The following is a 20,099-nucleotide window of genomic DNA, read 5'->3' on the forward strand; positions in this document are numbered from 1 at the left end:
GCCAGCCTCGGCTGGATATCGCCGACCACGTGCGACCAACGCATCGCATCACAGGAACGTGTGCATCACAAAGACATCCACCAAGCCCAGCGTCCCATGCCGGAACGCCTTCGGTAGCGTTCCCACCACATCGAACCCCAGCTTCCGGTACAGCGCCACGGCCGGGGCATTGGTACTGACCACGTAATTGAACTGCATGGCCAGGAATCCTTCCGCCCTCGCCCGCTCCAGGCTGTGTTCCACCAGGGCCCGGCCCACACCTTGCCCTTGTGCCGGCGCATCCACCACATACGTGGCGCTGGCCACATGCGCCCCAAGGTCAGGGAAATTCGGGCCCATCTTGTACATGCCCACAACCCGGCCCTCCAGCACAGCTACATGAGGTGCCTGGGCCTGGAACCAATGCGTGCGAAACGTCTCGACAGCGAAAGAGCCAGCAAAGGGCAGCGCATCCTGCGTCGCAATGGCTTGCTTGAACATGCCCCACATCGCGTCGAAATCGCCTGCACGGGCGGGCCGGATCTCCATGCGTCTCCTGCAGATCTGTGGTGGCGATCAGGCTGGACACTACCAGAATCCAACGCCTGCTCCGTAGCCGCTTCACGCGCCACCGCCATCGGCTCCGCAATAGTTGTGGGAATTCCGGCCCTCAGAGCAGTAGATGCCTCCTGTTTCCGTGCACATCCCGCACTGGCTTCGACGGTGGCGCGTTCCTGCCTACGTCCTGCTGGGCGTCTACCTGCTGTACCTGCTGGCCGGCAACATCTTCCTCAATACCCCGTTGTTCGATCAGGTCACCAACCGCAAGCCGCACAAGTTCGTGATGACCACCGGCCCGGCCATCACGCTGCTGCCCGGCCATGTCATCGCCTGGAACGTGCACATGCGCGGCCACGTGAACCACACGGTCTACGCGCTGCATGCCGAGCGCGCCAGCGCCCGGTTGGCGGTACTGCCCCTGTTCCAGCGCGAGGTGCGGGTTCCGCGCTTGCAGGCGACGGGGGTTTCCGCCGAGATCAGCCGCGTCGAAGAAGCCATCCCGCCACCGCCGCGCAGCGACCGCGGCTGGACGCTCCGTTTCGACGCCATCCACAGCGACAGCATCCGCAGCGCACGCTTTGGCAAGCTGCTGATCATCGGCAAGGGCCACGGCACGGTGGGCTTCCTCAAGCAGCTACGCGGCGGGCCTTCGGAGCTCTTCGAGTCCGAAGTTGCGTTCGCCGACGCGGACACCAGCTATGACGGTGTGCAGTTGCTGGGTGACATGAATCTCAGCGCACGCTTCAGCTATCCGCGCCACTATCGGGACCAGGCGCCTGGTCTGGCCAAGCTGAAGCTGCTGCATGCCCAGCTCGAGGTCGACGCCCGCAGCCAGGGCCTGCGCATGGACACGGATGCCACAACGCCGAAGATCTCCAGCGCGCCCATACCCGGACGCCTGCAACTGGCGCTGCACCTGATCGACGGCCAGCTGCAGCCCGGGGACCGCGCAATCTGGCAGGTGCCGCTCTACCTGGGTGACGGCGCCCCCGACCGCGGCGTGCTGGCCCTGCAGCTCAATGTGGCCAACGACCTGCGCCTGCAGGCCCGCCTGCCGCCCAAACCCGGCTCAGGCAGCGAAGTGGATGCCGATCTGCACGTCAGTGGCCGCGACATCCCCTTCCAGCAGCCCGCACAGCTGCTGGACCGCAGTTCGGGCACAGTGCGCGGCGAATGGACGTTCACTTCGCTCAACTGGATCCCTGCCCTGTTCGTCCGCAAGCCGTGGCTGCAGCTGGACGGAGGCGGCACGCTGAAAGCCGATCTGCGCCTGCGCAACGGCGAACTGATCGAAGGCAGCACTGTGGACATCCCGGCGGCCGCGGCCGTGGCCGAGGTCGCCGGCGTCCGCTTGGCGGGCACGGCCAGTGCCCATGGCGTATTGAAGGCCGGCAGCCCCAGCCAGGCACAGCTGGCTGTCCGACTGCCACGATTCACTGCGCAGCCAACCGATGCCAAGGGCGTGCGCCTGTTCGACGGCCGTGACCTGGCCCTGGACCTGGCCGGCGATGGCCGCCTGCAGGAGTTGCGCAAAGGGGTACGCGCGCAGCTGCGCTTCAGTGAAGCCACCATCCCTGATCTGACGGCCTACAACCGCTACCTCGGCTCGCCGCAGGTGCGGCTGCTTCAAGGCACCGGCAGCCTGAGCGGCGATGCCACGCTCGACACCGATGGACGCGTCGGTCATGGCACGGCCCGGCTGTTTGCGCGCAACGCCAGTGCCAAGGTGGCGGGACTGGAAATGGGCGGCGATATCGGCGTGAACGCGACCCTGCGCCGCGGTGACTTCAATGAACGTCATTTCGATCTCTCCGGCACCACCGTGGAGCTGCGCAATGTGCAGGTGGCCGGTACAGAGCGCCCAAGTGCATGGAAGGGCCGCGTGGCCTTCAAGCGTGGCCGCATCGATGCGCAGTCGCCCTTCCAGGTCGATGCCACCACGGATCTGGATCTCAGCGACGCCCGTCCGTTGCTTGCACTGTTCGCAGAGCGCACCGACTACCCGCGCTGGACCTTGTCGCTGCTGGATTCCGGACAGGTACAGGCACAGGCAACGCTGCGCTGGCGCCCAGGCCATCTGGTCATCGATGGACTGCAGGCCGAGAACGATCGCCTGTCGGTACGCGCGCGGCTGGATCTGCTCGACCAGCGCAAGCGCGGGGACCTGTATCTGCGCTGGGGGCTGCTGGGTGCGGGCATCGAGCTGGACGGTGACCAGCGCCAGTGGCACCTGGCCAAGGCACGCGAGTGGTTTGATCAGCGGCCTTCCCTGCTGCCAGCGAGCCAGGGAACGGGCGCCGCAGGTTCATCGGACTGAAGGCTGGCGGCCTGCATCCATTTGCGGCCTCAGTGCGTAGACGCAATCAAGCGCATCATGGAGCTGCACGGTATGAAGCGGAGTTCACAGGTTTTCGGGCTTCTGGGATGGATGGCGATCACCTTCATCGCGGCCACTCTGGGGGCGTGGGCGTCGGCATCCGCGGCAAGCTTCTACACCACCCTCGCCCTTCCCCCGTGGGCACCACCTGCCAGTGTCTTCGGTCCGGTGTGGACCTTGCTCTACGCCATGATGGCCATTGCCGCCTGGCTGGTCTGGCGCGAACGCGGCTGGCGTGGAGCACGACCGGCGCTGATGCTCTACCTGGTGCAGCTTGCCGTCAATGCGCTGTGGAGCTGGCTGTTCTTCGGCTGGAAGCTGGGCGCCTTGGCCTTCGCCGACATTCTTGTATTGATTGCGCTGGTATGCGCAACAACCGTCGCGTTTGCGCGCGTCCGTCCGATTGCGGCGGCACTGCTGCTTCCCTATCTGGCCTGGATCTCGTTCGCTTCAGCGCTCAACTTCGCGGTATGGCGAGCCAATCCCGGGCTGCTGTGACCTCTGCCGGTCACGCCTGGGCCGCGGCCTGCCGGTGCCAGCTCCGCAGCAGGGCCGGCTTGAACGCCTGCTGCCCGCAGCCAGTAGGGCATCGCACCACCCGCGCCGCAGTATGGCTGACCAGGCCCTGCCCTTCCTCTGCCTTGAAGATCGTCTCGCAGGACAGGCAACGGGCCACCAGCGAGTACAGATGCAGCAACCGGCCGCTGGCAGGGTCCTGCAGCGCATCCACATCCAGCAGTTCGAACTGGCAGCTGTCAGGCAGCATGCGATACGGGGGCAAGGGCACGGTCTGCAGATTCACGGGGCGGTCGCTCAGGGAAGTGGACCCACCCTAGGCAATGACCTGTCGAGCTGATGTGCAGCGCAGATGTACTCTTCGCGAAAACTGCAAGTGTTCGACCTGGCCTTTACATGAAGAATTCAGCTTGGACAGAAACACGCTTCACACGCACACGCTGGTAGGCGGATGCACGATTTTGCTTCACCATTGATGGATACGGATGTATCACTGGGCTATCCAGCCATCCACGAACCATGAGCCCTGCCCTTGATGCCTTCTGCTGAATCCGCGCACGACACCGCCTCGTCCAGCTGCGCGCGCGAACCGATCCATACCCCCGGCGCGATCCAGCCGTACGGTGTGCTTCTGGTCGTTGAGCCGCAGTCCCTGCAGGTGCTCGAGCGCGCCATCAGCCATCCGGGGCTGCTGCAGCAGTTCGGCGAGCCGTTGGCGCAGCATGTCAGCAAGGTGCTTGGCGGTGCGCTGGCGCCGTTCCAGGCGTTGTTCCAGCAGGCGACGGTCGGCAGCAGCGCGCATGTCGGTGCCGTGCATCTGGATGGCCATGGCCGCCATCAACTGCTGGTGCACCGCTCCGCCACCGATCTGCTGGTCGAGCTGGAAGCGCCGGTTCCCGGCCAGCCCGGCTCGCTGGAAGAACTGTATCCGGCCATCCGCGAGCTGATGGCCGGGATCGAGTCGGCCGGCACCGTGGAAGACCTCTGCCAGCTGGCTGCCGCGCACATGCGCCGGCTGACCGGCTTTGACCGCACCCTGGTCTATCAGTTCGATGCCGGCTGGAATGGCATCGTGGTGGCCGAGGATGGCAACGGCCTGTTGCCGTCCTACCTTGACCTGCGCTTCCCCGAATCGGACATTCCTGCGCAGGCCCGCGAACTCTACCGCCGCAACCGGGTGCGCCTGATCGCGGACAACAACTACACCCCCGCGCCGTTGATGCGGGCCGACGACCATCGCGACGCACCAGCCACCGACCTGAGCCTGGCCGTGCTGCGCAGCGTCTCGCCGGTCCACCTGCAGTACATGCGCAACATGGGGACCGGCGCATCGATGTCGGTATCGCTGGTGCATGAAGGCCGCTTGTGGGGGCTGGTGTCTTGCCACACCGTGCAGCCACGGCGCCTGCCCTACCACGTGCGTACCGCCTGCGAGCTCATGGGCCAGATCCTGTCGCTGCAGATCGCGTTGAAGGAGCGGGCGCGTGCGATCGAAGAGCGCGTCGCGCGGCGCTCGATACTGGTCAAGCTGCTGGGTCGCATGGCCGGCGACGAGGACTTCATGGCGGCCCTGCGCCAGGACGAGGCCAGCCTGCTGTCGCTGACCGGCGCGGCCGGCGCGGCGATCGTTCACAAAGGCGATTGCCTGCGTGTTGGCCAGTGCCCTTCCGCCAGCGACGTGCTGGCCCTGGCGAACTGGTTGGCCGCGCAGCAGGCCGGTCAGGAAACCTACTGCACCGATCACCTGGCAGCCGACTGGTCGCCTGCCGCGCACCTGGCCGATGTGGCCAGCGGCCTGCTGGCGGTGTCCATTTCGCAGTTGCATGACAGTTATTTGATGTGGTTCCGGCCGGAAGTGGTGCGTACCGTGCGCTGGGGTGGCGATCCCCGCAAGGAAGCCGCACCGGGCGTTGCGCTGTCCCCGCGCAACTCGTTCGAGGCCTGGAAGGAGACCGTGCAGCAGCGCAGCCTGCCGTGGAGCGACGCTGACTGCGAAGCGGCACACGAAATGCGCACGGCCATCGTCGATATCGTGTTGCGCAAGGCCGAGGAAATGGCCGAACTGAACGAGCAGCTGCTCCGCAGCAACAAGGAACTGGAAGCCTTCTCCTATTCGGTCAGCCACGACTTGCGCGCTCCCTTCCGTCACATTGTCGGCTATTCCGAGCTGCTGGGCAGCTCGGCGGGCGAACGCCTGAACGATACCGAGCGCCGCTTCCTGGACACGATCGTGGAATCGGCCAAGTCCGCCGGCACGCTGGTGGATGACCTGCTCAGCTTCTCGCAGATGGGACGCTCCACGCTGGGGCGTGTGCGGCTGGACATGACCGCGCTGGCCGAGGATGTGCGCCGGAGCCTGGCCCTGGACTACACCGGCCGCGACGTGCAGTGGACGCTCGCACCGCTGCCGGAGGTTGAAGCCGATCCGACGATGCTGCGCCTGGTCTGGCAGAACCTGCTGGCCAACGCGATCAAGTTCACCCGCGAGCGCGAACATGCAGTGATCGAGGTTGGTCACGAGCGAAACGACGAGGAAGACCACTTCTTCGTGCGCGACAACGGCTGCGGCTTCGACATGCGCTACGTGGACAAGCTGTTCGGCGTGTTCCAGCGCCTGCACCACGTCGAAGAGTTCGAAGGCACCGGCATCGGCCTGGCCAATGTCCGCCGCATCATCGGCCGCCATGGCGGCCGTACCTGGGCCGTGGGCGAGCCCGGCAAGGGCGCGACCATTCACTTCACCCTACCCCGCTCCACAGGAGAACACCCATGAGGGACCTGCGGCCGATCCTCCTGGTAGAGGACAGCCCCAAGGATGCAGAGCTGACGATGGCCGCGCTTGAGCGCTGCCAGCTGTTGAACGATGTCATCCATGTACGCGACGGCGCCGAAGCGCTGGATTACCTGCGCTGCGAAGGCAAGTTCGCCGGTGCCATGCACGGCGGCCCGGTGGTCGTGCTGCTGGACCTGAAGCTGCCCAAAGTCAATGGCTTGGAGGTACTGGAGCAGGTCCGTGGCGACCCCTACCTGAGCAGCACCCCGGTTGTGATGCTGACCTCTTCGCGCGAGGAGCAGGATCTGGTGCGCAGTTACGAACTGGGCGTCAACGCATTCGTGGTCAAGCCGGTCGACTTCAAGGAGTTCTTTGACGCCATCCAAGGACTGGGCATGTTCTGGGGCATCACCAACCAGCCACCACCGCACCGGCCCAGCGGCTCGGGGCAGCACAATGCGTGATGGATCGCGCCGCAGCGAGCGCCTGCGCATCCTCATGCTGGAGGACAGCGCGCTTGATGCGGAGCTGATCACCGCACAGCTGCGGCGTGCCGGCCTGGAGTTCGAGGTCGAGCGCCTGTGGACGCGCAATGCGTTCATCGAGGCCATCGACAACCGTGCGTTCGACGTGATCCTGGCCGACCATGTGCTGCCCGGATTCGATGGCGATGCGGCCCTCGCGCTGGCGCGCGAGCGGATTCCACAGACCCCTTTCATCTTCGTCTCCGGCACACTGACGGAAGAGCTGGCCGTACAGGCGCTGACCCGTGGCGCGCGCGATTACGTCGTCAAGCAGCGCCTGCAACGCCTGCCGGATGCGATCCGCCGCGCTCGCCAGGAAGCCCATGAACGCGCCCAGCTGATGCATGCCCAGGCGGCGCTGAACGAGAGCCAAGCGCAGCTGCAGCAGGTCACCGATGCCGTACCCGCGCTGATCGCCCAGCTCGACAACGCGCATCGCTACCGGTTCGCCAACAAGGCGTTCCTGGACTGGCATGGATTCAGCCTGGCCGAGCTGCTGGGCCGGACCGCGCGCGATGTCAGCGGCATCTCCGCTTTCGAACACGCCTTGCCCAGCCTTGAACGGGTACTGCAGGGCGAACGCACGAGCTTCCAGGTCGAGCTCGTCCATCGCAGTGGCGAGTCGCGTTTCGTACAGATGGAATGCGTGCCGGAGCATGCCGCCGATGGCAGCGTGGCCGGCTACATCTGCCTGGGCAGCGACATCTCGCTGCTGAAGCAGGCCGAGCTGGCCCTGCGTGAGGACAACCAGCTGCTCGAGCAGCAGGTGCAGGCGCGCACGGCCGAGCTGCGCGCCAGCAAGCGCCGCCTGCAGGCGATCTTCGAGTCCAGCTTCCAGCATCAGGTGCTGCTGGATCTGCGCGGATGCGTGGTCGATGCCAATGACGCTTCCTTGGCCGCTGTACTTGCAGACAAGAAGGACATTGTTGGCCAGCACTTCGCCGAATCGGTCTGGTTCGCCACCACCGAGGGCATGGGCGCAGCGATCGACCGCGCCGTCGGAGACGCAGCGCAGGGCCGCAGTTCACTGCATGCGCTGGAGCTGGAGCTCCCGACCGGCCGCCGCAGCTTCGACTTCTCGTTCCGTCCGCTGCTCGACGCCGAAGGGGCGGTCACCGCCGTTGTCTCCGAGGCCGTCGAAACCACCGCACGCCTGCAGGCCGAGCACGCGCTGCGCCAGTCACAGAAGATCGAGGCGGTCGGTCAGCTCACCGGCGGCATCGCGCATGATTTCAACAACATCCTGACCGTCATTTCCGGCAATGTCGAGCACGCCATGCTGCTCAGTGAAAGGGCTGGCGAGGCCGGTGCGCTGGTGGGCCGTGCGCTGGACAATGCGCTGAAGGGGGTGGGCCGTGCCGCCAGCCTGACCCAGCGCCTGCTGGCGTTTGCCCGCCGCCAGCCGCTGCGCAGCCAGGCCGCTGACCTCAATGTCCGCCTGCTGGACATGCACGACATGCTGCAGCGTGCATTGGGTGAACTGGTGCAGCTGGAGATCCGCAGCGCGGAGGACATCTGGTGCGTGGAGATCGACATCAGCCAACTGGAGGCCTCCGTACTGAACCTGGCGGTCAACGCCCGCGATGCGATGCCGCATGGCGGGCGGCTGGTGATTGAAGTCGACAACAGCCATCTGGACCACGACTATGCCGCGCTGTTCCCGGATGCAACGCCGGGCGAGTACGTGATGCTGCGGGTGCGCGACAACGGCCACGGCATGGATGCGGCGACGCTCGCCCGGGTCTTCGAACCCTTCTTCACCACCAAGCAGGTTGGCCGTGGCACCGGCCTGGGCCTGTCGATGGTGCATGGGTTCGTCAAGCAGTCAGGCGGCCACGTGCTGATCGATTCGGTGGAAGGCGGCGGCACCAGCATCACCATGATGTTCCCGCGTTCACTGCTGCCGTTGCCCAGCGAGGCGCGCACTTCGCAGACCGGCCTGGCAGGCTATTCGCCGCGCGAGGAAACCATCCTGGTGACCGAGGACAACGACGATGTCCGCGCCCACACGGTGGATGCACTGCGGCTGCTGGGCTACCGGGTATTGGAAGCCCACGACGGCCCTTCCGCACTGCGGCTGCTGGAACGCCCGGATACCAGGGTGGACCTGCTGTTCTCGGACGTGGTGATGCCCGGCATGTCGGGCTGGGAGCTGGTGCGGGAAGTCCGTGAACGCTGGCCGGAGGTCGCCGTGCTGTTCACGTCGGGCTATCCCCGTGACCACGACCAGGTGGGCAGCCAAGGGCGGGCCGTTGCGCTGCTGCCAAAGCCGTTCACCCGAAGTGATCTGGCGAAGGCCGTGCGCACCGCGCTGGAGGCAGCGCCACACTGAGGTCAGGACGCCGGATCGCGCCCGCCGGCCGCGATCCGGTTGATGTCCGCGCACTCCACCGTCGCCGGTGGATGCTCCCTGGCGGCCAAGGCAATCATCGCTTGGCCCAGTGCCAGGTTGCTCGTCACCAACGAAGGTGCAACCGCACCGGCCAGTTTCATCAATGGCGCACCGCCCCAGTAAAGGGGCTTCAACAGGGCATGACGGGTGCCGGTGCCCGGGACCGGCCTGACACCGCCCGGGCGCAGCATCACGGTGCGCACCGGCAGGCTCTGCAATGCGACTTCGGTCTCGCCCTTGATCCTCAACGGCATCAGCCGGCTCCGAGGGTCCGCGCCGGCACCGGATACATACAGAAAGCACCCTTCGGGATTCGCAGCCGCCCAGGCAAGGGCCACCGCCAGAGTGGTGTCCAGGGTCACGCGTCGGTACTCGGCCTCTGCCGTTCCAACCGGTGGCGCACCGGCACAGTAGAAGCAGGCATCGAAGCCGGCCAGTTCCTCATGCCGCCCTTGCATATGCAGAAAATCGGGGATGATCAGTTCGCTGCCAGGCCCGTTCAGGCTGCCCGGGCTGCGGACCAGGGCAGTCAGGTGGGCCACCTGCGGCGAACGCTGGCAGGCCAGCGCCACACCCTGTCCCACCAGGCCTGCAGCACCGGTCAGCAAAATCCGTAGCGCACTTCGCTCGGCCATGGTCGCACCCACGCTAGAGTTTCACGAAACGTTGCACCTTGCGCGCAAGCCAGCCGCTGAACACCAGCGGTGCGTCCAGCGCCGATACGCAGATGCACGGCACGCCCGGCGCAGTCACCGGCTGATGCTCTACCTCTTCGTCCAGATCTGCCACGTCACCCGGTGCGAACAACCCCAGCGCATCATTGTACGAACCCCGCAGGATCTGGGTCAGTTCGCTGCGGCCATGGCTGTGCATGGGCAGGCACTTGCCCGGGGCAATCTTCAGCATGATCAGCGAGGGCATCTGCTTGGCACGGATGCAATGCACGCCGGGCGCCATCCAGCGCCAACGCAGCTCGCTGAGCGATGCGCCGAAGTACGGGTGCAGTGATGCAGGAAGGTGGTCGGGGTCGGCCTCGGGCCGCTCCCTCGGCACAGGGCGCCTGGTTCCGGCGATGGCGCTCGGCGCCTCCGAGGCCAGCTGCATCAGCATGGCCTCGCGCAACTGCTCGCGACGCCCGTCGGCAGCGGGCGGTTGGGTCTGCTCCAGCAACACCGAGCCGATTGCCTCGGCATCGCGCAGGCGCTGGCGGCAGTGGGGGCACTGCTCGAGGTGGGCACCGGCCACGATGCTCAACGGCGCCGGCAGCGCGCCGGCGGCATAGCTCATCAGCGTGGATTCGTGCAGGTGGTGGTGCGGATTCACAGCGCACCTCCCACTTTGGCCTGCAGTTGCAGGAACGCACGTCGCAGGTGTGACTTTACCGTCCCCAGCGGCATGCCCAGCGCCTGGGCAATCTCACTGTGGCTCTTCGCCTCGAAATAGGACATCCGCACCAGCCTCGCCTGCACGGCGGGCAGCTCGTTGATGCGCTGGCGAAGGCGCGCCTGGTCGGCGAACTGCTCGGCACTGCTGCGCTCGATCACGTCCACGGCCGCGGCGTCTTCCACCGCTGCCTGCACCTGCATCCAGCTGCGCTCGCGACGGATGCGGTCGATCTGCAGGTTTCGCGCGATCCGGTACAGCCAGGTACTCAGCGCGCCCTGGGCCGCATCATACTCGGCCGCCCGCAACCACAGGCGCAGCAGGCACTCCTGCGCCATTTCCTCGGCCACGGCGTCGGGTGCCCCCAGGCCACGCAGATACACGCACAGCCGCGGCATGAAGTAGTCATAGATCCGCATGAAGCAGTCGCGGTCGCGCAGCCGCGCCACACTGTCCATGTCATCGGCCCAGTTCGTCGGCTCGCTGCTCGGCTGCTGGGAACTGGACACGGTGCGTGCGGTATCGAAGTTGAGGAGGGTGCTGGCGGCGTCAGGGTACATCTGCGTGAGCGGCGGGCAGGTGAAGGTCTGTCCTCTCTACGCGCAGGGGTGGCCATTGGATGCAGCAGGCACTGCGCATCCAAGCAGCCACGGCCACCGTATGACCTGAGCCTCCCTACCGGACGAATACCATGCGCACTGCCTGGCTGCTGCTATGCCTGCCCCATGCCGCGCTGGCGGCGCCCTGGCTGCGCAATGAGGGCGTGGCCACCTCGGCGCAGGGCGACCTGCTCTATCGTGAAGTGCACTGGCGGCGCGGCCCATCGGAGGGTGCCGAACGCTGGGTGCTCTATCAGTGCCCTGATGGCCGCCCCTTCGCCCGCAAGCATCTGCCGGCCAGCGCGCGCCCGCAGGCCCGGGGTTATTCGCTGCAGGACAGCCGTAGCGGGCAAACCGCTGAAGTCGACGCCAGTGGCGAGTCGGTGTCCATCGCCTGGAAAGAAGATGCCGCCAGCGAGCTGCGTCAGCGTCGGCTTGAGCTGGCGCCGGATGCGGTGATCGACACGGGCTTCGACGCCGCGGTGCGCCAGCATTGGCCAGCGCTGCTGCGAGGTGAACGCATCAGCCTGCCCTTCCTGGTGCCGGGGCGGCAGCGCTTCTTCCCGGTGCAGGTGCGGCGTACCGGCCCTGTTCGCTGGCAGGGCATCGACGCCCAGGCCATCGAGGTCAGTCTGGACACGTGGTACGGCGGCATCGCGCCGCGCCTGTCGCTGGTCTATGCCAGCGCCGACCGCCGCCTGCTGGAATTCCGCGGAACCAGCAACCTGCGCGATACCCGCGGCACCTACCCACAGGTCACGGTGCGCTTCAGCTCGCCGGTGGCCGAGCGGCCCGCCAGCGAATGGCAACAGGCCTGGGCGCAACCGCTGGTGGAACGCTGCAGCGTGATGCCCAAGTGAAGCCGGAATTTTCCACAGTCGGCCGCATCCATTGCGCGCACTGCTGCGTAGAGGAAGACACGACACCCGCCGAGATCCGCCATGGCCTCTGTAGCGCCCCTCCCCCGCCGACCTTGGCGCCTGCTGCGCACCCTGAAGCGCTGGGTCGACACCGGCAGCGCTGCAGACCACGCCGCTGGCGAGCCCGGACGCATCGACTGGCTGCGCGCCGTACCGTTCGCGTTGATGCACCTGGCCTGCATCGCGGTGATCTGGGTAGGTATCTCTTGGACCGCCGTGATCGTCGCCGCAGCCCTCTACGCAGTGCGCATGTTTGCGATCACCGCCTTTTACCACCGCTACTTCTCGCACCGAACGTTCCAGGCATCGCGAACGGTGCAGTTCGTGTTCGCAGTGATCGGCGCGTCCAGCGTGCAACGCGGGCCACTGTGGTGGGCCGCCCACCATCGCCATCACCATCGGCATGCCGACCAGCCACTGGACCCGCACTCGCCGCGCGAAGGCGGCTTCTGGCGCAGCCACATGGGCTGGTTCCTGACCCGTGAGGCATTCGCCACGGATCTATCGCGCGTGCCTGACCTGGCGCGCTTCCCGGAGCTGCGCTGGCTGGACCGCTTCGATACGGCGGTGCCGGTACTGCTGGCTGCCGCGCTGTACGCACTCGGCGCCGGCCTGGAGCGCTGGGCGCCCGGGCTGCACACCTCTGGCCCGCAGTTGCTGGTGTGGGGCTTCTTCATTTCCACCGTGGTGTTGTTCCACGCCACCGTCACCATCAACTCACTCGCCCATCGTTTTGGCCGGCGGCGCTTCGAGACCCGTGACGACAGCCGCAACAACCTCTGGCTGGCGCTGCTTACCTTCGGCGAAGGCTGGCACAACAACCACCATTTCTTTCCCGGCACCGTCCGCCAGGGGTTCCGCTGGTGGGAGATCGACCTGACCTGGTACGGGCTGCGCGCAATGGCGGCCTTGGGCCTGGTGAGGGGGCTCAAGCCCATCCCCGAGTGGGTACTGGCCAAGGCGAGGTACTGACATGCGCATCGCGATCATCGGCTCCGGCATCGCTGGCCTGGCCAGCGCCTGGTGGCTGGACGGCGAACACGAAGTGACGCTGTTCGAGGCCAACGATTACCTGGGCGGGCATACCCACACCCATGACGTGCAGGTGGACGGCACGCGCATGGCGGTGGATACCGGTTTCATCGTCTTCAACCCCCTGCACTACCCGCTGCTGACGGCACTATTTGAAGAACTGGGCGTGGCCTCGCAGCCGACCACCATGAGCTTCTCAATGCACAGCGAGCGCAGTGGCGTCGAGTACAACGCCACGTCGCTGGATGGCCTGTTCTGCCAGCGTCGCAACCTGGTTTCGCCACGCTTCTGGGGAATGCTGGCCGACCTGCGCCGGTTCTACCGGGATGCACCGCTGCTGCTTGCCGAAGGCGAAGGCCCGACACTGGGCCAGTACCTGCACAGCCAGCGCTACGGTGCTGCGTTCATCGACGAGCACCTGCTGCCGATGGCTTCAGCGCTGTGGTCGTCACCGACCGACACGGTCATGCAGTTCCCGGCCCGCTACCTGGCCCAGTTCATGGCCAACCACCAGATGCTGCAGATGACCGGGCGCGCACCTTGGCGGGTAGTCAGCGGCGGCTCGGCACAAGCTATGTCGATGCCCTGCGTGCCCGCTGGCGGGTACGCGAGCGGCTGGAATGTCCGGTCCATTCGGTCGAGCGCATGCCGTGGGGCGCGCGCGTGCACAGCGCGGCCGGCGTGGAGGGCTTTGACGAGGTCATCCTGGCGTGCCACAGCGACCAGGCGCTGGCCCTGCTGCGTGACGCCGATCCGGTCGAACGCGACGTGCTCGGCGCCATCCGCTACCAGGCCAACGAAGCAGTACTGCATACCGACGCATCGCTGCTGCCGCGCAACCGCAAGGCATGGGCCGCATGGAATGCACACGTTCCCAAGGAGCCAGGCGCGCCCTGTACGGTCAGCTATTGCATGAACCTTCTGCAGGGCCTGCCCGGTGACACCCCGCTGGTCGTGACCCTCAACCGCAGCGAGGCGATCGATCCGGCCAAGGTGCTGCGCAGGCTGCACTATGCCCATCCGGTCCACGACCACGTAGCGGTACGCGCGCAACAGCGCTGGGCTGAGCTGCAGGGCCGCCGCCGCACCTGGTTCGCGGGCGCGTACTGGGGCTGGGGTTTCCACGAAGACGGCATCCGCAGCGCCCGCCGCGTGGTGGACGCGATGCGCGAGTGCACCCCGCACCGCGACACCATCGCACCCGGCGAGGTGGCAGCGTGAGTGCCAGCGCACTCTACTTCGGGCAGGTGATGCACCGACGGCATCATCCGCAGCCCCACGCGTTCCGCTATCCGATCGCGCAGCTGCTGCTCGATCTGGACGAGCTGGAGACCGTGTTCGCCGGGCGCTGGCTGTGGTCGGTCAATCGCCGCAACCTGGCCGAGTTCCGCCGCAGTGACTACTTCGGCAACCCTGCGCAACCACTGGCCGATGCGGTGCGCGACCATGCCGCGGCTACCCTGGGTTATCGGCCCACCGGCCCGGTGCGCCTGCTCACCCATCTTCGCTTCGCCGGGCACGTATTCAATCCGGTCAGCTTCTACTACTGCTACCGGGCCGATGGCAACACCTTGGACTGCATCGTCGCCGAGATCACCAATACCCCGTGGAAGGAGCGGCACGCCTATGTGCTGCCGGTAGCTGCGGCCACCGGCGACGGGGCATCACTGCGCTGGACATTCGACAAATCCTTTCACGTCTCACCCTTCATGCCGATGGACTGCCGCTACGACTGGCGGTTCAACGCACCTGGTGATGATCTTCGCGTGCACATGCAGGTCTGGCGCGACGGCGTTCGGCAGTTCGACGCCACCCAGTCCATGCAGCGAAGGGTGCTGGACGGCCCTGGGCTGGCCCGGGTACTGGCCTGCTACCCCCTGATGACCACGCAGGTGGTGGCCGCCATCCACTGGCACGCGCTGCGGCTGTGGCTGAAGCGCAACCCCGTGCACGACCACCCTGCTCTTGCCGAGAAACCACGATGAATTCGATGACTCCTCCCCTGGTCGCCTTGCCACGTCCCGGCGCCCTGGATGCATTCCTGCGCCGCCGCCTGCTGGCCCAGCTTGCCCCCATGCGCGACGGCCGCCTGTGCGTGCGTGATGCACTCGGCGAAGTCTGGCTGGGCGATGCGCATGGCGAACTGCATGTCACCGTCACCATCGATGACCCGGCGTTCTACCGCAAGGTTGCAGCGCAAGGCAGTGTGGGTGCAGGTGAAAGCTACATACAGGGCGAATGGCACTGCGATGACCTGGTGGCGCTGATTCGGCTGCTGGTACGCAATCGCGACCTGCTCGACGGCATGGAGCGTGGCCCGGCCCGCCTGGGCGGCTGGCTGTTGCGGGGCTGGAACCGCCTGCGCCGCAACAGCCGCGAGGGCAGTCGCCGCAACATAGCCGCGCACTATGACCTGGGCAACGACTTCTTTGCCCTGTTCCTGTCGCCGGACCTGATGTATTCCTCAGCCCTGTTCGACAAAGAAGACGAGTCGCTGGAATCCGCCTCCCGGCGCAAGCTGGACCGCATCTGCCAGCAGCTGAAGCTCAAACCGGGCGACCGCGTGGTGGAGATAGGCACCGGCTGGGGTGGTTTTGCGCTGCACGCCGCGCGGCACTACGGCTGCCACGTCACCACCACCACCATCTCCGCAGAACAGCATGCGCTGGCGGCAGAGCGCGTGTGCGCCGCAGGCCTGCAAGGTCAGGTCACGCTGCTGATGCAGGACTACCGCGACCTGCAGGGCCAGTTCGACAAGCTGGTGTCGATTGAGATGATCGAGGCCATCGGCGCCGAATACCTGGACACCTACATGGCGACGTTGCAGCGCCTGTTGAAGCCTGATGGCGTTGCGCTGCTGCAGGCCATCACCATCGAGGACCATCGCTACGAGCAGGCCCGGCGCAGCGTCGACTACATCAAGCGCTACGTGTTCCCCGGCAGCTTCATTCCGTCGATCAACGCGATCATGGCCGCCAAAACGCGGTCCAGCGACCTGCAGCTGATCGCCCAGCAGGACTTCGGCCACTCCTACGCGCTGACCCTGCGCGCCTGGCGCCAGCGCTTCCTCGTCCGGTTGCCCGACGTGCAGGCGCAGGGCTTCGATACGCGCTTCTGCCGCCTGTGGGAGTTCTACCTGGCCTATTGCGAGGGCGGCTTCCTGGAGCGCTCGATCGGGGTCTCCCATCTGCTGATGGCGCGCCCGGGGCATCGCCCGCGCGCCTCATCGGGCCAAGGCAGTTGAGATGCGCCGGTTCTGGGCCAATCTGCTTGGCAACCAGCTGGTCTGGCTGTGCGCCGTGGCCGGCGCCGGGCGCGGCTGGCAGTGGCCGGCGTTGCTGGCAGCCTCTCTGTACATCGGCAGCCAGCTGCTGACGTCGCCGCAACCACGGCTGGACCTTCGGTTGATGGTGCTGGCGCTGGCCTGCGCCTGGCTGGTCGATGCCAGCGCCGCTGCGACCGGCACCGTTCGTTACGCCGCCGCCCCGCTCGCCTGGGCGCCTCCGCCGTGGATCATGGCGCTGTGGGCCGCGTTCGCGATGACGCTGACCACCTCGATGCGCTTCCTGCTGCGCCACCGTGCCCTGCCGGCGCTGTTCGGCCTGCTGCTGGCACCGCTGGCCTATCTGTCCGCGGCACGTGGCTTTGATGCAGTGCGGTTCGCTGTGCCGGCATGGCAGGGCCTGCTGGTACTGGGTGCGGGCTGGTGCATCGCGCTTTCACTGCTGTGCCACTGCGCCCGTCACGGCTCACGAGCCAGCTCGCCGCCCCTGGCTGGAGTTCCTTCATGAACCATCTCCTGTGGGTCCTGCTGTACACCTTGCTGATGATGAGTTGGGGCTGGGCCTGGCAGCGCCGCCACCAGAACATCGGCGTGGTCGATGTGCTCTGGGCCAAGGGCGTAGGTGCATCGGCCCTGTTGCTGGCGCTGCTCGGCGATGGCGCGACGATGCCGCGGATCGCGCTGGGCGTGCTCGGCGGCCTCTGGGGCAGCCGTTTGGCCCTGCACCTCTGGCACCGGGTCCGTAGCGAACCGGAAGACGGGCGCTACCGCTATCTGCGCGAACACTGGCAGGGCCACCAGGGCAAGATCTTTGGCTTCTTCATGGCGCAGGCATTGCTGGTGCTGCTGTTTGCCCTGCCCTTTGTCGCAGTGGCTGCCAACCCGAGCAGCCGCATGACGTGGTGGGCCGTGGCCGCCGCGCTGGTGTGGCTGCTGAGCGTCGGCGGCGAAGCACTGGCCGACCGGCAGCTGGCCCGGTTCCGCGCCGACCGGGCAAACAAGGGCCGCACCTGCCGCGAAGGGCTCTGGCGCTATTCCCGCCACCCCAACTACTTCTTTGAATGGCTGCACTGGTTCACTTATGTGCTGCTCGCGGTCGGTTCGCCACTGTGGTGGCTGGCGTGGGCCGGCCCATTGCTGATGTACGTGTTCCTGCGCTACCTCAGCGGCATTCCATTCACCGAGAAACAGGCGCTGCGCAGCCGCGGCGACGACTATCGCGCCTACCAGCGCAGCACACCGATGTTCTTTCCCTGGTTCCCCCGTTCTTCCAAGGAGCATTCCGCATGAACGCGATCCCGTCACTGAATCCTGCCGAAGACGCGGAAACCGGGCTGATCGCCTGGGCTGAACGCGGGCTGGTCCCCGATGCGGCGCTGCGTGCGGGCATCCGCCGCTTGTGCGCACAACGCCTGCATGAGGAAAGCGAAGGTGGCATCGAAGGCCAGTCGGCGCGCTTCAGCCGGCGCATCGCCGAGCTGGCCGACAGCCCACTCGCATTGCACACCGACGCAGCCAACCGACAGCACTATGAAGTGCCAGCTGCCTTTTTCCAGGCCTGCCTGGGCAGGCGACTGAAGTACAGCAGCTGCTACTACCCCACCGGGCGCGAAACGCTGGACCAGGCGGAGGACGCGATGCTGGAACTGTACGGCCAGCGCGCAGGCCTGGCCGATGGCCAGCAGATTCTCGAACTGGGATGCGGCTGGGGCTCACTGACCCTGTGGATGGCAGAACGCTACCCGCAGGCCAGCATCACCGCCGTTTCCAATTCGCACAGCCAACGCCAGCACATCATGGCGCAGTGTGAAGCCAGGGGGCTGCGCAACGTCGAGGTGATCACCCGCGATGTCAACCAGCTTGAGCTGCCCACGGCACGCTTCGACCGCTGCGTGTCGGTCGAGATGTTCGAACACGTGCGCAACTACGAGCGCCTGCTGGCGGGCATCGCTCGGTGGTTGAAGCCGGACGGCGCGCTGTTCGTGCACATCTTCGCCCATCGCACATTGATGTATCCGTTCGAGACAGACGGCGGCGACAACTGGATGGGGCGGCACTTCTTCACCGGCGGGCTGATGCCGGCAGCTGACACCCTGCTGCATTTCCAGCGCGACCTGCGGCTCGACCAGCGCTGGCTGCTGGACGGCACCCACTACCAGCGCACCGCCGACCACTGGCTGGCCAACCAGGATGCGGCCCGCCAGCAGGTGATGCCGGTGTTGATCGCAACCTATGGCCAGGCTGCAGCGAAGGTCTGGTGGCAGCGCTGGCGGATGTTCTGGATGGCCTGTGCCGAGTTGTTTGGCTATGACGACGGCCAGCAGTGGCTGGTGGCCCACTATCTGTTCCGACCCCGCTGAGGTGCAACATGCGCATGTTCTCGCTGCTTCCCCTGATCGCGGTCGGCCTGTTCGGTACCGGCTGCAGTTCCAGCGACACCCGCCCGCTGCCGCGCCCGCCATCCGTGGATGTGCCGCGCTTCATGGGCGATTGGTATGTGATCGCGCATATCCCGTCGCGCCCCGAACGCGAGGCCTTCGACGCGGTGGAGAGTTACGCACTTCGTCCCGACGGGCGCATCCAGACCACCTTCACCTACCGCAAGGGCAGCTTCGATGCGCCGCAGAAGTCGATGCATCCCATCGGTCGTGTGGAGAAGGAAGGCAATGGCGCGATCTGGGGCATGCAGTTCATCTGGCCAATCCAGGCCGAGTACGTGATTGCCTGGCTCGACGAGAGCTACCGCCAGACCATCGTGGCACGCAGCAAGCGCGACTACGTCTGGTACATGGCCCGCACACCACAGGTGTCCGAGCATGACTATGAGCAGGCGGTCGCACGGATTGCGGCCATGGGTTATGACACCCGCAAGCTCAGACGCGTGCCGCAGTCGGTCCGATGACACGCCACGACCCTTTGCGCTGGGCGGCATCGCCCGCCAACGTCTGAAGGGCCTGGATTCGGGCGTGGCGATCCATTACATCAATTAACACCCCTGGATTGATGGTTCGCGCACATTGACTCTTAGGAATAATCGCAAAAATCCAGCAAATTCGGTGCCCGGCGCGGCAGCAGCGCCAGAATGGTCGCCACGCCCTCCCGGGCGCCGATCACCTCCCAGCGCATGAATGGATACCCTGCACCGCGCCGTCTGCGGCTCGCACTGCTAGACGATCACGAAGTCGTCCGCCGCGGCACCGCCTTGCACCTGTGCCGCGACGTCCGCTTCAACATTGTCGCCAGCCACACCCACAGCGACGCGTTCATCGGCTGCCTGCGCAAGCTGGCAGTGGATGTCGCCATCATCGATCTCACCCTGGCGCCTGGCGACCGCAGCAGTGATGAGCTGGTTCCCCTGCTGCGGGAGCGCTTTCCTCATGTGCCCCTGCTGGCCTTCGCCACGCTGACGCCAACAACCCGCGTGGACCACCTTCTGGCGGCCGGCATCAGCGGCATTGTCAGCAAATCCGAGCCGCTGGAGATGCTGTCCGAGGCCATCGTGCGTGTATCGCAGGGATTGTGCCGCCTGCCGGCCGATTGCCTGGTCCCGGCCTGCCGCGACGAACTCAGTCGCAATGAACGCGAAGTGCTGGACCTGCTCCTGTCCGGCCTGACCGTGTCGGAGATCGCATTGCGCCGCCACCGCAGCGTCAAGACGGTCAGCACCCAGAAGGTGGCCGCCCTGCGCAAGCTCGGGCTGCGCAATGACGTGGAGATCTATGCACTGCGAGAGCAGCGGAACCTCCGATGAGGCGCCGTG

Annotated in this window: 19 protein-coding genes and 1 pseudogene; 15 read left to right on the top strand and 5 right to left on the bottom strand. The window is 66.3% G+C overall.

Translation table 11 applies throughout. The annotated features are described in order from the left end of the window. Positions 1-48 precede the first annotated feature (48 nt). A complete protein-coding gene (locus ROV95_RS13790) occupies positions 49-528 on the bottom strand; it encodes a GNAT family N-acetyltransferase (protein WP_312544888.1) in 480 nt (159 codons plus the stop codon). A gap of 133 nt (positions 529-661) precedes the next feature. Between ROV95_RS13790 and ROV95_RS13795 the strand changes: the two genes are divergently transcribed. Both ROV95_RS13795 and ROV95_RS13800 read left to right on the top strand, forming a co-directional pair. After that, complete coding sequence (locus ROV95_RS13795) at positions 662-2,857, top strand: hypothetical protein (RefSeq protein ID WP_312544889.1); 2,196 nt, start codon at positions 662-664, stop codon at positions 2,855-2,857. A 72-nt stretch (positions 2,858-2,929) separates the two neighbouring features. Beyond that, on the top strand, positions 2,930-3,415 hold the full coding sequence (locus ROV95_RS13800) for a TspO/MBR family protein (protein ID WP_026346980.1): 486 nt from the start codon (positions 2,930-2,932) through the stop codon (positions 3,413-3,415). Between the two features lie 10 nt (positions 3,416-3,425). On the opposite strand, the gene ROV95_RS13805 is transcribed toward ROV95_RS13800, so the two are convergent. Continuing rightward, positions 3,426-3,719 carry a hypothetical protein gene (locus tag ROV95_RS13805; protein WP_031269080.1) on the bottom strand — a complete coding sequence of 98 codons (294 nt, stop codon included), beginning with the start codon at positions 3,717-3,719 and terminating at the stop codon, positions 3,426-3,428. A gap of 249 nt (positions 3,720-3,968) precedes the next feature. On the opposite strand from ROV95_RS13805, the gene ROV95_RS13810 reads away from it, so the two are divergent. From ROV95_RS13810 to ROV95_RS13820, 3 genes are read left to right on the top strand one after another with little or no spacing between them, the layout of a single operon-like run. Continuing rightward, positions 3,969-6,206 carry an ATP-binding protein gene (locus ROV95_RS13810; protein WP_312544890.1) on the top strand — a complete coding sequence of 746 codons (2,238 nt, stop codon included), beginning with the start codon at positions 3,969-3,971 and terminating at the stop codon, positions 6,204-6,206. After that, positions 6,203-6,670, top strand: coding sequence for a response regulator (locus ROV95_RS13815; protein ID WP_019659676.1), 468 nt, complete (start codon positions 6,203-6,205; stop codon positions 6,668-6,670). The genes ROV95_RS13810 and ROV95_RS13815 overlap by 4 nt, the downstream gene beginning before the upstream one ends. After that, positions 6,663-9,062: a response regulator gene (locus tag ROV95_RS13820; protein ID WP_312544891.1), complete on the top strand. Its 2,400-nt coding sequence runs from the start codon at positions 6,663-6,665 to the stop codon at positions 9,060-9,062. Before ROV95_RS13815 ends, ROV95_RS13820 begins: the two co-directional genes overlap by 8 nt. 2 nt (positions 9,063-9,064) lie before the next feature. Here ROV95_RS13820 and ROV95_RS13825 read toward each other — a convergent pair whose 3' ends face one another. From ROV95_RS13825 to ROV95_RS13835, 3 genes are read right to left on the bottom strand one after another with little or no spacing between them, the layout of a single operon-like run. Continuing rightward, positions 9,065-9,757 (bottom strand): oxidoreductase, encoded by a 693-nt coding sequence (locus ROV95_RS13825; RefSeq protein WP_312544893.1) that lies wholly within the window; start codon positions 9,755-9,757, stop codon positions 9,065-9,067. A gap of 13 nt (positions 9,758-9,770) precedes the next feature. Then, positions 9,771-10,445 (bottom strand): ChrR family anti-sigma-E factor, encoded by a 675-nt coding sequence (locus tag ROV95_RS13830; protein WP_312544894.1) that lies wholly within the window; start codon positions 10,443-10,445, stop codon positions 9,771-9,773. Further along, positions 10,442-11,065 carry a sigma-70 family RNA polymerase sigma factor gene (locus ROV95_RS13835; RefSeq protein ID WP_058981669.1) on the bottom strand — a complete coding sequence of 208 codons (624 nt, stop codon included), beginning with the start codon at positions 11,063-11,065 and terminating at the stop codon, positions 10,442-10,444. The genes ROV95_RS13830 and ROV95_RS13835 overlap by 4 nt, the downstream gene beginning before the upstream one ends. 131 nt (positions 11,066-11,196) lie before the next feature. On the opposite strand from ROV95_RS13835, the gene ROV95_RS13840 reads away from it, so the two are divergent. From ROV95_RS13840 to ROV95_RS13885, 10 genes and pseudogenes are all read left to right on the top strand, one after another. Continuing rightward, positions 11,197-11,964, top strand: coding sequence for a hypothetical protein (locus tag ROV95_RS13840; protein WP_031269076.1), 768 nt, complete (start codon positions 11,197-11,199; stop codon positions 11,962-11,964). Between the two features lie 81 nt (positions 11,965-12,045). Beyond that, the gene (locus ROV95_RS13845) at positions 12,046-12,996 is read left to right on the top strand and encodes an acyl-CoA desaturase (protein ID WP_312544897.1); all 951 of its coding nucleotides are present in this window, start codon (positions 12,046-12,048) and stop codon (positions 12,994-12,996) included. A 1-nt stretch (position 12,997) separates the two neighbouring features. Continuing rightward, a pseudogene (locus ROV95_RS13850) lies at positions 12,998-14,277 on the top strand (FAD-dependent oxidoreductase). After that, complete coding sequence (locus ROV95_RS13855) at positions 14,274-15,041, top strand: DUF1365 domain-containing protein (RefSeq protein ID WP_010485792.1); 768 nt, start codon at positions 14,274-14,276, stop codon at positions 15,039-15,041. The pseudogene ROV95_RS13850 and the gene ROV95_RS13855 overlap by 4 nt, the downstream one beginning before the upstream one ends. Continuing rightward, complete coding sequence (locus tag ROV95_RS13860) at positions 15,038-16,300, top strand: cyclopropane-fatty-acyl-phospholipid synthase family protein (RefSeq protein WP_312544899.1); 1,263 nt, start codon at positions 15,038-15,040, stop codon at positions 16,298-16,300. Before ROV95_RS13855 ends, ROV95_RS13860 begins: the two co-directional genes overlap by 4 nt. A 1-nt stretch (position 16,301) precedes the next feature. Beyond that, positions 16,302-16,847 (top strand): DUF2878 domain-containing protein, encoded by a 546-nt coding sequence (locus tag ROV95_RS13865; protein ID WP_251102028.1) that lies wholly within the window; start codon positions 16,302-16,304, stop codon positions 16,845-16,847. After that, positions 16,844-17,629 (top strand): DUF1295 domain-containing protein, encoded by a 786-nt coding sequence (locus tag ROV95_RS13870; RefSeq protein WP_312544903.1) that lies wholly within the window; start codon positions 16,844-16,846, stop codon positions 17,627-17,629. Before ROV95_RS13865 ends, ROV95_RS13870 begins: the two co-directional genes overlap by 4 nt. Further along, the gene (locus ROV95_RS13875; protein ID WP_312544904.1) at positions 17,626-18,699 is read left to right on the top strand and encodes a cyclopropane-fatty-acyl-phospholipid synthase family protein; all 1,074 of its coding nucleotides are present in this window, start codon (positions 17,626-17,628) and stop codon (positions 18,697-18,699) included. The genes ROV95_RS13870 and ROV95_RS13875 overlap by 4 nt, the downstream gene beginning before the upstream one ends. An 8-nt stretch (positions 18,700-18,707) precedes the next feature. After that, complete coding sequence (locus ROV95_RS13880; RefSeq protein WP_312544905.1) at positions 18,708-19,241, top strand: lipocalin family protein; 534 nt, start codon at positions 18,708-18,710, stop codon at positions 19,239-19,241. A gap of 180 nt (positions 19,242-19,421) precedes the next feature. Further along, on the top strand, positions 19,422-20,090 hold the full coding sequence (locus ROV95_RS13885) for a response regulator transcription factor (protein ID WP_227844946.1): 669 nt from the start codon (positions 19,422-19,424) through the stop codon (positions 20,088-20,090). Positions 20,091-20,099: the final 9 nt, after the last annotated feature.

This window comes from Stenotrophomonas maltophilia group sp. msm1 (genome assembly GCF_032025805.1).
Taxonomy (GTDB): domain Bacteria; phylum Pseudomonadota; class Gammaproteobacteria; order Xanthomonadales; family Xanthomonadaceae; genus Stenotrophomonas; species Stenotrophomonas hibiscicola.